The sequence below is a fragment of the Mesorhizobium sp. M1D.F.Ca.ET.231.01.1.1 genome (genome assembly GCF_003999155.2).
In the GTDB taxonomy this organism is placed as follows: domain Bacteria; phylum Pseudomonadota; class Alphaproteobacteria; order Rhizobiales; family Rhizobiaceae; genus Mesorhizobium.
In genome coordinates, this window is sequence record NZ_RZOZ02000001.1 from 427,625 (window position 1) to 440,125 (window position 12,501).

Consider the following 12,501-nt stretch of genomic DNA (forward strand, 5'->3'; position numbering starts at 1 on the left):
GGATTTTTCGAGTCTCCTCTTATCGCAAGCTTTCGCGCGATACACCCCATCGGATGACGAAAAGCGCCGGAAAACTGCCGTGGCGGCGCCTGCTCGGCCGGCGGCGAGCCGGGCGGTCAGGAAAAACTGTCGTAACCGGCGCGGCCCTCGTCGAGTAGGCGGCGGATGACCGCGACGCCGCTGGCCACCTCCTCGCTTTGCCTGGGCTGCGACACGCCGAAGCGTACGCCGTGGAAGACCTGCTCGGAACGCCCGGCCTTGAACTCGTCCTCGTCGTCGATGAGCACGCCGTGTTCGAGGCAGGCGTTCTTGAAGGTGCCGGAGAGCCAGGGATCCGGCAAGGTCAGCCAGACAAAGGGGACATTGTCCCTTGCCCTGAAGTTGAAGCCCGCCAGCATATCCCGCACTATGGCGGTGCGCGCCTGGATTTCGGCGATGCAGCGCTTGCGGATTTCGCCGGCCTGACCGGACATCACCAGCCTGGTGCCGACCTCCGCCAGCAAGAAGGGCAGACCCCCGGTTGTCATCCTGTGCGCGACGCGGATACGATGGCGATAGGCCGGCGGGCAGGCGAGCCAGCCGCCGCGCACGCCCGCCGCGACAGACTTTGACAGGCCGCCGGCGACGATGGTTCTTTCGGGCGCGTATTCGGCAAGCAGCGGCGTCGGGTCGTCCGTCAGGTCGCCGTAAAGATCGTCCTCGATCAGCACGACATTGTACTCGCGCGCGATGCGCGCGATCGCCTGTCGCCGCGCCTCTGGCATGGTCACCAAAGTCGGATTCTTCGCCGTCGGCATCACGAACATCATCTTCGGGTGCTTCTGCGCGCAGACGCGCTCGAAATCCTCCGGGTCGATGCCCTCATCGTCCGACGAGACCAGCGCTGTGCGACGCCCGATCAGGCCGGCGCTGCGCGAAATCTGCGAATAAGTGAGGTGCTCGAAAACGACGTAGTCGCCGGGGGTCGTCAGCGCCGCGATCGCCGCTATGACGGCCGCATGGGTGCCCAGCGTCGGCACGATGGAATCGGATGAGGGACGGAAGGAGTTGCGCGACAGCCAGCGGCTGCCGGCTTCGTACCAGCGTTCGGGGAAATCGCGAGTGTAGCTCGAAATGTCGTGCGGATGTTCCTGCGCGGTGCGCGCCAGCAAGTCCACGATGACGGCACCCTGGCCGACATCGGGCGCGGCGGTGCTGTCGAAGCGCAGCTTGCCCGTCGGGACGTCGATGGGACGCGTTCCCTGGACAGCGGGCTCTATTTCGGCTTTCGGGGTCTCTGCGCGCTGCGCCAGCACATAGGTACCGCGCCCGACCTCGCCGCTCACCAGACCGCGTTCACGCAGGAGCTGATAGGCGCGGCCGATCGTGCCGACAGTGGTGCCGATGTCGTAGGCGAGATCGCGCTGCGGCGGCAGTTTTGAACCGGCATCGATGACGCCGTTGTCGATATCTGACTCAATGCTGTCAGCAAGGCGCTGATAGAGGGGTCCAGAGCCGGAGGAGAGATCGGGGAGCCAATTTGTCATGGTGACAATTTTTTATATTGCACCGCGCGATGAGTCAATCCATATCGATCTCGCGATTGCTAAGGTACAATCGAAACAAGGTAGGACGAAAATGGATACAATTGAGGCAATTCGCTATGCCGGCCCGGAATTTCGCTCGCAGGCCGGTTCTGTGGTCCGTGGTGGCTTCGTGGGTCGGCTGGTGCTTGTGATCCGTTCCGTCGCCAAGCAGATCGACCGCATTCTGCAGCGTCGGCGTGGCCGCCTTGCGCTCTTGGAGATGACCGACGAGCAGCTCAAGGACATCGGCATCTCGCGCTGCGACGCCCATCGCGAAGGCATCAGGCCGTTCTGGGACTGAGCCTTTCCTGTGCGATCCAGGTTAGCTGTATCGGGGTATGTGGGCTACTTCCGCAGACGGCCGATGCCGTGGTCGGCAAACACGGCGAGCACGCAGAGGCCGAGAAACAATGCGGTGATGGCCAGCGCCGAAACGGCGACACCGGCCGCGCCGTTCTTCGCCACGTCGAGGAACGGGTAGGGCACTTCGCCGGCGAATGGCGCCCGTATCAGCGCATAGGCGAGATAGGCGAGCGGGTAGATCATCCACCAGGAAATGTCGCGCCAGCGCGTGCTGCCATCAACGCTTGCGATCAGCCACCACAGCACGAAGATCAGCGGCGCCACATAGTGCAACAGCACGTCGCAGATGAAGAACAGCCCTTCCGGCGCCCAACGGCGCGCGAGCACCGTTGCATACACGATGAAGACCAACGTCATGGCGACCGCGACTCCCGCCCGCAAGCGCTTCCCGGCAAAGGCCGGGAACCAGGCGTAGCCGGCGGGCGAGACCAGCGATGCGTGCACCAGTACCGCTGCGACGTTGGTCAGGATGGTGAAGAAGCTGAAATAGAACACGATCGAGCCGAGTAGGCCGCGGCCTGCCGCCATCGACGCCGGGATGGTGATCGCGAACTGCAGAAACGAGCCCTATCAGCCCGGCAACCAGTCCCGCGATTTGCAGGAACCGGCCCATCAAAGGCTCAAGCGGCAGCGGTGCAGGACGGATTGCCGGCCTGCCAGCGGGCGATGTCGGAGCCGATGCGCGCGCCGAGCGGTTCGGCCATTAGCGGCCCGAACACGTCCACCTTGCTGGAATTGCCTTGCGCCTGCACGACCAGCAGCGGCTTGCCGCCATAGTGCTTGGCCGGCACCAGCAGGAAACGCGGCGTGCCGCTGTAGGAGTTGAGCTCGTTCGCCATCTGGTAGGCTTTGAAGGCCGGGTCCTTGCTGGCGATCCAGCATTTATGCGCCGCGATCGCCACTTGCTCCATGGCAAGCAGCGAGGCGCTCTTGCCTGCGGGCACCGATGTGGTCTTCGAGCCGGACTGGCAGGATGTCAGTGCAAGCCCGGCGGCAGCCACGAGAGCAAGGCGAGCAATCGTCAGTCTCATACAGTCCGCCCCGCGTTTTGAAAGGAAATGTCTAGAAATGGATCAAGCGGCGATGCCGAGCGCGCCTTCGAACAGCGCCCGGCCGTCGCTGCCGCCATGCGCCGCCTCGATCAGGTTCTCGGGATGCGGCATCAGGCCGAGCACATTGCCCTTTTCGCTGACAATGCCGGCGATGTCGTTGATCGAGCCGTTGGGATTGGTGCCTTCGGCGTAGCGGAACACTACCTGGCCTTCGCCCTCGAGGCGGGCAAGCGTGTCGGGATCGGCGAAATAGTTGCCGTCATGGTGCGCGACCGGCGAACGGATGATCTGTCCGGGCTGGTAGCGGCGGGTGAACATGGTGTTGGCGTTGGCGATCTCGAGCTTCACCTGCCGGCAGACGAATTTGAGCGAGGAATTGCGCATCAGGGCGCCGGGCAGCAGGCCCGCCTCGACCAGGATCTGGAAGCCGTTGCAGACGCCGATGACCATGACGCCCTTGGCCGCCTTTTCCGCCACAGCCCGCATGACGGGCATGCGCGCCGCGATCGCGCCGCAGCGCAGATAGTCGCCGAAGGAAAAGCCACCGGGAATGGCGATCAGGTCGACATCGGGGATTTCCGTGTCGGTCTGCCAGACGGTCGCCGGCGCCTGTCCGGAAATCTTGGTCAGCGCCGCGATCATGTCGCGGTCGCGGTTGAGGCCAGGCAGAAGGACGACGGCTGATTTCATTGTCAGGCGATCTCCACCGCGTAATTCTCGATCACCGTGTTCGCCAGGAGCTTGTCGCACATGGCCTTGAGGTCGGCTTCCGCCTTGGCCTTGTCGGTGCCGTCAAGCTCGATGTCGAAGACCTTGCCCTGGCGCACCTGGCCGACGCCGTCGAAGCCCAGACCCGAGAGCGCGTGCTCGATCGCCTTGCCTTGCGGGTCGAGAACGCCGTTCTTGAGGGTGACGGTGATGCGGGCTTTCATCGATACTCCTGGGTGATCGGTCGTATGTGCGGCGGGCCTGCCTTTGCCGGCAGGCCGCCTGGATAGTCAGTGCTTCGTGCCCTTCGACGGCTCGGAGGAGGCGACCAGCACCGGGCCGGTCGGGCGCGGCGGTTCGTTCTCGTTCATGATGCCGAGGCGGCGGGCGACTTCCTGATAGGCTTCGACCAGTCCGCCCATGTCGCGGCGGAAGCGGTCCTTGTCGAGCTTGTCCTGGGTTGCGACATCCCACAGGCGGCAGGAGTCAGGCGAGATCTCGTCGGCGACGACGATGCGCATCATGTCGCCCTCGAACAGGCGGCCGCATTCGATCTTGAAGTCGACGAGCTGGATGCCGACGCCGAGGAACAGGCCGGACAGGAAGTCGTTGACGCGGATGGCCAAAGCCATGATGTCGTCGATCTCCTGCGGGCTTGCCCAGCCGAAGGCGGTGATGTGCTCTTCCGACACCATCGGGTCGTCGAGCGCGTCGGCCTTGTAGTAGAACTCGATGATCGAGCGCGGCAGCACAGTTCCCTCCTCGATGCCGAGGCGCTTTGCCAGCGAGCCGGCGGCGACGTTGCGCACCACCACTTCGAGCGGGATGATCTCGACTTCCTTGATCAGCTGCTCGCGCATGTTGAGCCGGCGGATGAAATGGGTCGGGATGCCCATGCGATTGAGGTGGTTGAAGATGTGCTCGGAAATGCGGTTGTTGAGCACGCCTTTGCCGTCGACCACCTCGTGCTTCTTCTTGTTGAAGGCGGTGGCGTCATCCTTGAAGAACTGGATCAGCGTTCCCGGCTCGGGTCCTTCATAGAGGATCTTGGCCTTGCCTTCGTAAATGCGGCGGCGATTTTTCATCTGATTTTTTCTCTGGATTGGCGGGCAGGCGGCAAGCGACCAGTTCCTGTCCGTCTGCCTAAATTAGTTGCGGCGACGGTGGCGTTCAATGCCGGTGTCTATAGCAATCGTCATGTTTGCTCAATCGGCAAATCCTGCCGATCAACCGGTTTCGAGACCGAAATGCCGCAGCGCAGCATGCGACGTAGCATATTGACCGGCTCGCGGCCTTTTGGTTTGTGCTGGGTAAGCACACATATTCACCGCCAAGCGAATCGATTTGACCGGAGGGACGTCATGAGCAGCATGAAAGACCGCGAAGAAGGCTTCGAGCGCAAATTCGTTTTCGACGAGGAGCTGCGCTTCAAGGCCTCGGCGCGCCGCAACAGGGCGCTCGGCCTCTGGGCCGCCGAAAAGCTCGGCAAGACGGGCGCGGATGCCGAGGCATATGCCAAGCAAGTGGTCGTCGCCGACATCGAGGAGGCCGGCGATCATGACGTCTTCCGCAAGATCCGTAAGGATTTCGACGCGGCCGGCGTCAACCAGTCCGACCACCAGATCCGCCGCACCATGGACGAACTGATGGCGCAGGCGATCGAGGAGATCAAGAACACCTGAGCCTTTATGAGCATGATGTCGTCCGAAAACCGCATTACACTTCTCGGCATCATGCTCTATCTCTTTGTTTTTACGCAATTCCGGACGGAAAACCGTTACACACTTTTCCTGGAATTGCTCTGACTGGACCAATCGACCGCCCGGCTCAGCCGGGCGGTTTTTCTTTGCCTTGCCGCCGTTTCCGGCCGAAACTGCGGATCGTTAACGAGGAAAGTTCCGATGTCGCTCAAGTCCCGCCTGGCCGCCGATGAAACGCTGTTTACCGCCTGGTCCGGGGTGCCGGACGCGCTGACGGTCGAAATCATCGCCAAGCAGGGTTTTGATGCCGTCACCCTCGACATGCAGCATGGCGGCCACCACGAGGACAGCGTGCTGCGCGGCCTGGTGCCCGTGCTTGCCGCCAACAAGCCGGCGCTGGTGCGCATCCCGGTCGGCCGCTTCGACATGGCGAGCCGGGCGCTCGATTTCGGCGCCGAGGCGGTGATTGCGCCGATGGTGAATTCGGTGGCCGATGCCAGGCAGTTCGCCGCCGCGATGAAATATCCGCCGACGGGCGAGCGTTCCTGGGGCCCGACCTATGCCTTTCCGCGCCACGGCAAGGGCGACCACGCCGAGTGGCTGCGCGACTCGAACCAGCGCACCATGGCCTTTGCCATGGTCGAGACGCGGGCGGCGTTCGAGGCGCTCGACGGCATCCTCGAGACGCCCGGCATCGACGGCATCTTCGTCGGCCCGTCGGATTTCTCGATCGCATGGTCGAACGGTACTACCGTCAATTCGACGCTGGAAAGCATGATGGAGACGGTGGCCTCGATCGCCGAGCGGACGCGCAAGGCGGGCAAGCATGCCGCGATCTACGTCATCGAGCCGGCCGTTGCCGGGCGCGTGGTGTCGATGGGCTACCGGCTGCTCGCCATGGGTTCGGACCACACGCTGATCTCGCTGGGCGCCAAGACGCTGCTGAAGAGCATGCGGGATTCCATCGGCTCCTGAGCGCGCCGACCGGCTTCAGGATCCCTTCAGCTCCGTCAGGAACTTGGCGAAGGTCATCGAGCCTTCCGGCCACGGGCCGAACCCGGCATCGGCATTGAGATGGCCGGCCTCACCGGCATCGATGAACAACGATCCCCAAGCGGCGGCAATGTCCTCGGCGACGTTGAAGGCGCAGAAAGGATCGTTGCGGCTGGCGATCACGATCGACGGGAAGGGCAGGGGCTCGCGCGAATAGGGGCCGAAGGTCATCAAATGCCTCGGCCTGATCTCCGGATTGGCGACATCCGGGGGCGCCACGAAAAAGGCTCCCGCGATCGGCTTCTGGAATTGCGGAATGGCCTGCACCGCTGCCGCCACGCCCAGCGAATGGGCGACGATCACCACCGGCCGTTCGGCCTCGTTGACGGCTTTCGCCACGCTTGCCGTCCAGTCATCCCGCACTGGCTTAGACCATTCGGCCTGCTCGACACGGCGCGCCGTCGACAGCTTCGACTGCCAGCGGGTCTGCCAGTGCTCGGGGCCGGAATTGGTATAGCCCGGTATGATGAGGATATCTGCGTCCTTGACTTTCATGGCGCGGATGTAGCGAGCGGGCTTGTCTCATGCAACCATGCCGACGGACGCTTCACAACACAATTGTGAACAACCTGTTCGATTCTTTCCGTCTTGTGTGAACGATCGCAATCGACGATCTGAGCAAGGAAAAGGAACGACTGATAAAGGCCGCGACTGCCGCTTGGCGAGATCCGCGCCCGAACGGAGAGTTGGATGAGCGAACTGCCTTTTGCCGCGACCACACCGGTCAGCGTCTCGCGCGTCGGCCTGAAGGCGCGCGACGCTGAAAACCTGGCCGCCTATTACCGCGCCGTCGTGGGCCTGCAGGAGTTGAGCCGCGCCGATGGCGCGATAACGCTTGGCGCCGCCAACCGTCCGCTGCTCGTGCTGGAGCAGGATGCCTCGGCAAAGCCTGACGATCCGCGCAGCGCCGGCCTGTTCCATACGGCCTTCCTGCTGCCGTCGCGCGCCGATCTCGGCCGCTGGATCAACCATGCAGCCGCCGACCGCATCGGCATCGAAGGCGCGTCCGACCACCTGGTCAGCGAGGCGCTCTATTTGACCGACCCCGAGGGCAACGGCATCGAGATCTATGCCGACCGACGTCCGCAGGAGTGGAAATGGAATGGCGACCGGATCGCCATGGCGACCGAGCGGCTGAACCTGCCCGCGGTCGTCGCCAGTGTCCCGGCCGGCGACGCCGGCTGGCAGAGCGCGCCTGAAAACACCATTGTCGGCCACGTCCATCTGCGTGTCGGCCGCCCGGAAGACGCCGAGGCCTGGTGGCATGACGAGTTCGGTTTCGACACGGTCGCCAAATATGGCAGCCAGGCGGTGTTCCTGTCGTCCGGCCGCTACCACCACCATATCGGCGCCAACGCCTGGCACAGCGCCGGCGCCGGCCGCCGCGATCCTTCCCGCTCGGGCCTCGCCTGGGTTGAGATGCGCTCGGACAATGTGAAGGCCGAGACCAGCCGGGAGGACCCTTGGGGCACCGTGATCAAGACTGTGCCTGGGAAGGCTTGATCGAGGGCTGTGCCAGGCTGGAGCTAGCGAGCGCCTTCACGCGGCGTCAAACCTCTCCAAACACCCGCTTGAAGATCGTGTCGACATGCTTGGTATGGTAGCCGAGGTCGAATTTTTCACGGATTTCGGCCTCGGGAAGTGCTGCGGTCACTTCCTTGTCGGCAAGCAGTTCCTCAAGGAAATCAGCGCCTTGCTCCCACACCTTCATGGCGTTGCGCTGCACCAGGCGGTAGGCGTCCTCGCGTGACACACCCGCCTGCGTCAGCGCCAGGAGCACGCGCTGCGAATGCACCAAGCCGTGGAACTTGTTCAAATTCTTCAGCATGTTCTCGGGGTAGACGAGCAGCTTGTCGACGACGCCGGTAAGGCGCGCCAGCGCGAAATCCAGCGTCACTGTCGCATCCGGGCCGATCATGCGCTCGACGGAGGAGTGCGAGATGTCGCGCTCGTGCCACAGCGCCACGTCCTCCATGGCCGGCATGGCGTAGGAGCGCACCATGCGGGCAAGGCCGGTAAGGTTTTCCGTCAGCACCGGGTTGCGCTTGTGCGGCATCGCCGACGAGCCCTTCTGCCCCGGCGAGAAATATTCTTCCGCTTCCAGCACCTCGGTGCGCTGCAGGTGGCGGATCTCGACAGCCAGGCGCTCGACCGACGAGGCGATCACGCCGAGCGTGGCGAAGAACATCGCGTGGCGGTCGCGCGGGATGACCTGCGTCGACACCGGCTCCGGCTTCAGTCCGAGCGCCTTGGCAACATGTTCCTCGACATAGGGGTCGAGGTTGGCGAAGGTGCCGACCGCGCCCGAGATGGCACAGGTGGCAATGTCTTCGCGCGCGTGCAGCAGCCGTTCGCGGCAGCGCGAGAATTCGGCATAGGCCAGCGCCAGCTTGACACCGAAGGTGGTCGGCTCGGCATGGATGCCGTGGCTGCGGCCGATGGTGACGGTGTCCTTGTGCTCGAAGGCGCGGCGCTTCAGGGCGGCGAGCAGCGCGTCGATGTCGGCAAGCAGGATGTCGCTGGCGCGCGTCAATTGCACGGCAAGGCAGGTGTCGAGAACGTCCGACGAGGTCATGCCCTGGTGAATAAAGCGGGCGTCCGGTCCGACGAATTCGGCAAGATGGGTCAGGAAAGCAATCACATCGTGCCTAGTGACGCGCTCGATCTCGTCGATTTTGTCGACGTCGAATTTGGCGGCGCCGCCCCTTTCCCAGATGGTTTTCGCGGCCTCTTTCGGGATGACGCCAAGTTCGGCCAGCGCATCGCAGGCGTGCGCCTCGATCTCGAACCAGATGCGGAACCGGGTTTCGGGCGACCAGATGGCGACCATTTCCGGCCGGGAATAGCGAGGGATCATCTGTTTCCAAGTCCTGCAGGAATGAGCTTCGGCCGCGTCCTAACAGAGGCCGGGCCAATGCTCAACGCCGCCGGCGCGCAAACCAGATGCTGGCGGCGACAAGGGCCGCAAGGCCGAACGGAAAATAGAGCCGCACACCCAGGACGACGAACTGGTAGAGCGCAGTGAGTATCGTGAACACGAATTCAAACGCCCAGGTCAGCGTGAAGGCCGGCGCATGCCACTCGGCATAGTAGGAGCGGTATTGCAGAGCGAACAGGCCACCGGTGAAAGCGAGCGTCGCGCCGAGCAGGCAAATGAAAGCGGCAGCGAGCGCGGTTTCCCAGTGTCGGCCGCGCGATGCCAGCCTGGCGAGCGTCAGCCCGACCGGGAAGGCAAGCGCTCCGCCGAGCGCATAGAGCAGCATGACGAAGCGGATCCTGCCCGGCGTCTCCCAATGATAGAGATTGAGGAAGGCGCTGGCCGCCATCGCCAGGCCCCACAGCACGGCGCCGACAACAGCCTTGCCGGCCGGGCGCAGCGCATCGCGCAGCAGGTGCCGACGCGAGGAGGTTGACTGCAGCGGCGTCACGGTCACAAGGCCACGTTCCGCGGCGACTGGCGGTTCAGCTTGCGCGTCATTGGCAATGCGCTCCGTCTCATTGGCGTCACGCCTATCACAGCATGGTGAACGAGACGTGCTGCTCGATGCATCCAATCCGGCGCTCGTTTGTTATTGTGGACCCGTCCGACAAGGATGCGGCCACCCAACGGAGGACCAGCATGACCACTGACCTCAGCAAGATACGCGAGCATATGGAAGTGATCGGTGCCGATGGCGTCCATATCGGCACCGTCGACAGGGTCGACGGTGAGCGCATCAAGCTGACCAAGGCCGACAGCGGCATGGGCTCGCACAGGGGCCATCACCATTACATTCCGCTCAGCCTTGTCGCGGAAATCGACGGACAGAAGGTCTGGCTGTCGGCGAATTCGGATGTCGCGGTGACTTTCGAGGAAGAAAAGTCCGACCCGACGTGATCGTCAGCGAGACGACCAGACCGGAAAGAGGTCGCCACCGGCGGGCGTTGCCGCATGGACGCCGCGGCTGATGGCGCGGGCCATGGTGGCGCCTGCGGCTGCATAGAGGTCGATCGCCGCGTCGGCGCTGAGCTCGATGCCGCTGCTGCCGGTCGCGAGCGCAAAGACCAGATCGCCGTCGGCTGGTGTGTGCGTCGGCCAGATGGCGCGGGCGAAACCGTCATGGGCCGAAATCGCCAGCCGCTTGGCGGCGGCTTTGGTCAGAACCGCGTCCGTGGCGACAATCGCAATCGTCGTGTTTCCGTCCTGCGCTCCGATGCGCCTGTCGCGGTATTTCAGCAAGATTTTCCTGGCGTCTTCCGGCATCGGATCGGGATAGCCGAGGCCACCGAATTCGTCGCCGATCTCGAAGGGAGCGGCCCAGAAATGGCGGCTGCGGCCGACCGTCACCGAACCGGTCGGGTTGACGGCGGCGAGCGCGCCGATGGTGACGCCGCTGTCGAGCACCGTCGAGGCCGAGCCCAGCCCGCCCTTCAGACCGGACGTCAGTGCCCCGGTGCCGGCGCCGACCGTGCCGATCGGGAAGTCGGCCGTTGCTGCCTGAACCGCCTCATAGCCAAGCTCGCGATAGGGTGGATAGCGGCCCCAATCCTTGTCGCCGCCATTGCGCAGGTCGAAGAGGATCGCCGCCGGCACGATCGGCACGCGGAAGCCGCCGACCTCGACGCCGATGTTTTTCTCCCGCAGCGCCGCCTGGACGCCGGACGCGGCATCGAGGCCGAAGGCCGAGCCGCCGGACAGCACGACGGCGTGGATGGCCTCGATCGAGTTGTGCGGCTCGAGCAGGTCGGTCTCGCGCGTGCCCGGCGCGCCGCCCAGCACCTGGACCCCGGCCACCGCCGGCTCTTCGCAGAGCACCACTGTGACGCCGGATTTCAGCCTGGCGTCGTCCGCATTGCCGACGCTGAGGCCGGCGACGTCGGTGATCAGGTTGCGTGGCCCGGTGCGGAACATCGCTATTCCTCCAGCGGCACGAAATGCGTGCCGTCGAAGCGGAAGGCGCGGAAGGGGTTCCGGCTGAGATCGCCTTTTTCGTCGAAATGGATCGGACCGATCGCGGTCGCGAAGTCGTGTCCGATCAGAGCCTCTGCGAGCGGCTTGCCGGAGCTTTCGGCGTCCGCCGTTGCCGCCTTGGCGATCTCGACCGCCGCGTACGCCGGCAAGGTGTAGCCGTCGGTCACGATGTTCCTTTCGCTGAACGCCTGGATGACCTTGGGATCGGCGACTTCCGCCCACTCCGGCAGCGCGACCATCAGCGTGCCGACCGCATAGGGCACATCGCCGGGCGGCGTGCGCAACGTCTCGCCGCCGGCGAAGGTGATGCCGGCGTTGAGCTGCGCGGCATCGCGCCCCATGACGGCGATATCGTCGCCGTCGCCGCCGGCAAACACTTTTGTCGCGCCGGCTTTCTTCAGCCGTCCGATCAATCCGATCTGGTTGTCGAGCTGCGGCCGGAAGGTATCGACAAAGACCGGTTTCAGCGCCGCCTGCTCGGCGGCCGCGCGAAAAGTTTCGGCGATCTCGCGGCCATAGATGGTGCCGTCATCGATAATGGCGAACAATTCGTTCTGCCAAAGCCGGGTGAGGATCGCGGCCACCGCATTGCGCTCGTCGTCGCCGCGCGGCCCAAGCCGGTAGATCGGCCAGCCGGTCTTGGCGCGGCGGTCGGTCAGGCTCTCGGTGCGCACGCCGATCGTGACGACCGGAATATTGGCGTCCTTCAGGACCGGGAGTGCCGCCTCGATCGCTTCGGTGCAGAGAAAGCCGACGACGATATTGACCTTGGCGTCCACGAATTGCCTGGCGGCCGCCGCGCCGCCGTCGGCCGTGCAGGCATCATCAACGGTTTTGACCGCGACGCCCTGGGCCTCGGCCGCCAGCCCGGTCCCGGCCTCGATCTGCTTGCCTAGGATCGCCGACGGCCCGGACAGCGGCGCGGCGACGCCAACCAGCGTCTCGGCATGGACGTTCGCGGCCAGCCAAAGCAGCGCGGCAAAAGTCGTCGTGAGAAGGCGCATTCGGGCGAAGAGGTCCTCCGTGCCGGGAGTATGGTTCCGGCACTATTCCAGCAAAGACCTAAAGGCTGGCTAATCCCGGTGCAACACGCGAATTTCAGGATAGCG

16 protein-coding genes are annotated in these 12,501 nt (G+C 64.3%); 5 read left to right on the forward strand and 11 right to left on the reverse strand.

What is annotated here, in order from left to right:
- Positions 1-116: 116 nt before the first annotated feature.
- A complete protein-coding gene (locus EN874_RS02135) occupies positions 117-1,526 on the reverse strand; it encodes a PLP-dependent aminotransferase family protein (protein ID WP_127423871.1) in 1,410 nt (469 codons plus the stop codon).
- Positions 1,527-1,617: 91 nt separating this feature from the next.
- Here EN874_RS02135 and EN874_RS02140 point away from each other — a divergent pair, with 91 nt between their 5' ends.
- Positions 1,618-1,866, forward strand: a complete 249-nt coding sequence (locus EN874_RS02140) for a DUF1127 domain-containing protein (protein ID WP_127424497.1) — start codon at positions 1,618-1,620, stop codon at positions 1,864-1,866.
- 44 nt (positions 1,867-1,910) lie between these two features.
- On the opposite strand, the gene EN874_RS02145 is transcribed toward EN874_RS02140, so the two are convergent.
- From EN874_RS02145 to purC, 5 genes are all read right to left on the reverse strand, one after another.
- Positions 1,911-2,456: a Pr6Pr family membrane protein gene (locus EN874_RS02145; RefSeq protein ID WP_348631705.1), complete on the reverse strand. Its 546-nt coding sequence runs from the start codon at positions 2,454-2,456 to the stop codon at positions 1,911-1,913.
- 92 nt (positions 2,457-2,548) lie between these two features.
- Positions 2,549-2,959 carry a hypothetical protein gene (locus EN874_RS02150; RefSeq protein WP_127423872.1) on the reverse strand — a complete coding sequence of 137 codons (411 nt, stop codon included), beginning with the start codon at positions 2,957-2,959 and terminating at the stop codon, positions 2,549-2,551.
- Positions 2,960-3,001: 42 nt separating this feature from the next.
- Entirely contained in the window at positions 3,002-3,670 is a 669-nt protein-coding gene (purQ, locus tag EN874_RS02155; RefSeq protein ID WP_126089006.1) for a phosphoribosylformylglycinamidine synthase subunit PurQ, read from the reverse strand.
- Positions 3,671-3,672: 2 nt separating this feature from the next.
- Positions 3,673-3,912, reverse strand: a complete 240-nt coding sequence (gene purS / locus EN874_RS02160) for a phosphoribosylformylglycinamidine synthase subunit PurS (protein ID WP_126089007.1) — start codon at positions 3,910-3,912, stop codon at positions 3,673-3,675.
- A gap of 66 nt (positions 3,913-3,978) precedes the next feature.
- A complete protein-coding gene (gene purC, locus EN874_RS02165; RefSeq protein ID WP_059185109.1) occupies positions 3,979-4,773 on the reverse strand; it encodes a phosphoribosylaminoimidazolesuccinocarboxamide synthase in 795 nt (264 codons plus the stop codon).
- A 276-nt stretch (positions 4,774-5,049) separates the two neighbouring features.
- Between purC and EN874_RS02170 the strand changes: the two genes are divergently transcribed.
- Together EN874_RS02170 and EN874_RS02175 are read left to right on the forward strand one after the other, a co-directional pair.
- A complete protein-coding gene (locus EN874_RS02170; protein WP_127423873.1) occupies positions 5,050-5,370 on the forward strand; it encodes a DUF1476 domain-containing protein in 321 nt (106 codons plus the stop codon).
- 219 nt (positions 5,371-5,589) lie between these two features.
- Positions 5,590-6,363: an HpcH/HpaI aldolase/citrate lyase family protein gene (locus EN874_RS02175; protein ID WP_126089009.1), complete on the forward strand. Its 774-nt coding sequence runs from the start codon at positions 5,590-5,592 to the stop codon at positions 6,361-6,363.
- Positions 6,364-6,378: 15 nt separating this feature from the next.
- On the opposite strand, the gene EN874_RS02180 is transcribed toward EN874_RS02175, so the two are convergent.
- On the reverse strand, positions 6,379-6,936 hold the full coding sequence (locus EN874_RS02180) for an alpha/beta hydrolase (RefSeq protein WP_127423874.1): 558 nt from the start codon (positions 6,934-6,936) through the stop codon (positions 6,379-6,381).
- 195 nt (positions 6,937-7,131) lie between these two features.
- On the opposite strand from EN874_RS02180, the gene EN874_RS02185 reads away from it, so the two are divergent.
- Entirely contained in the window at positions 7,132-7,944 is an 813-nt protein-coding gene (locus tag EN874_RS02185; RefSeq protein ID WP_127423875.1) for a VOC family protein, read from the forward strand.
- A gap of 46 nt (positions 7,945-7,990) precedes the next feature.
- On the opposite strand, the gene purB is transcribed toward EN874_RS02185, so the two are convergent.
- Entirely contained in the window at positions 7,991-9,298 is a 1,308-nt protein-coding gene (purB, locus tag EN874_RS02190; RefSeq protein ID WP_127423876.1) for an adenylosuccinate lyase, read from the reverse strand.
- 61 nt (positions 9,299-9,359) lie between these two features.
- Positions 9,360-9,869: a hypothetical protein gene (locus tag EN874_RS02195; protein ID WP_168247381.1), complete on the reverse strand. Its 510-nt coding sequence runs from the start codon at positions 9,867-9,869 to the stop codon at positions 9,360-9,362.
- A gap of 191 nt (positions 9,870-10,060) precedes the next feature.
- Here EN874_RS02195 and EN874_RS02200 point away from each other — a divergent pair, with 191 nt between their 5' ends.
- The gene (locus EN874_RS02200; RefSeq protein WP_126089013.1) at positions 10,061-10,318 is read left to right on the forward strand and encodes a DUF2171 domain-containing protein; all 258 of its coding nucleotides are present in this window, start codon (positions 10,061-10,063) and stop codon (positions 10,316-10,318) included.
- 3 nt (positions 10,319-10,321) lie between these two features.
- On the opposite strand, the gene EN874_RS02205 is transcribed toward EN874_RS02200, so the two are convergent.
- Both EN874_RS02205 and EN874_RS02210 read right to left on the reverse strand, forming a co-directional pair.
- On the reverse strand, positions 10,322-11,332 hold the full coding sequence (locus tag EN874_RS02205) for a P1 family peptidase (protein WP_127423877.1): 1,011 nt from the start codon (positions 11,330-11,332) through the stop codon (positions 10,322-10,324).
- Between the two features lie 2 nt (positions 11,333-11,334).
- Positions 11,335-12,396, reverse strand: coding sequence for a branched-chain amino acid ABC transporter substrate-binding protein (locus EN874_RS02210; RefSeq protein WP_127423878.1), 1,062 nt, complete (start codon positions 12,394-12,396; stop codon positions 11,335-11,337).
- Positions 12,397-12,501 lie beyond the last annotated feature (105 nt).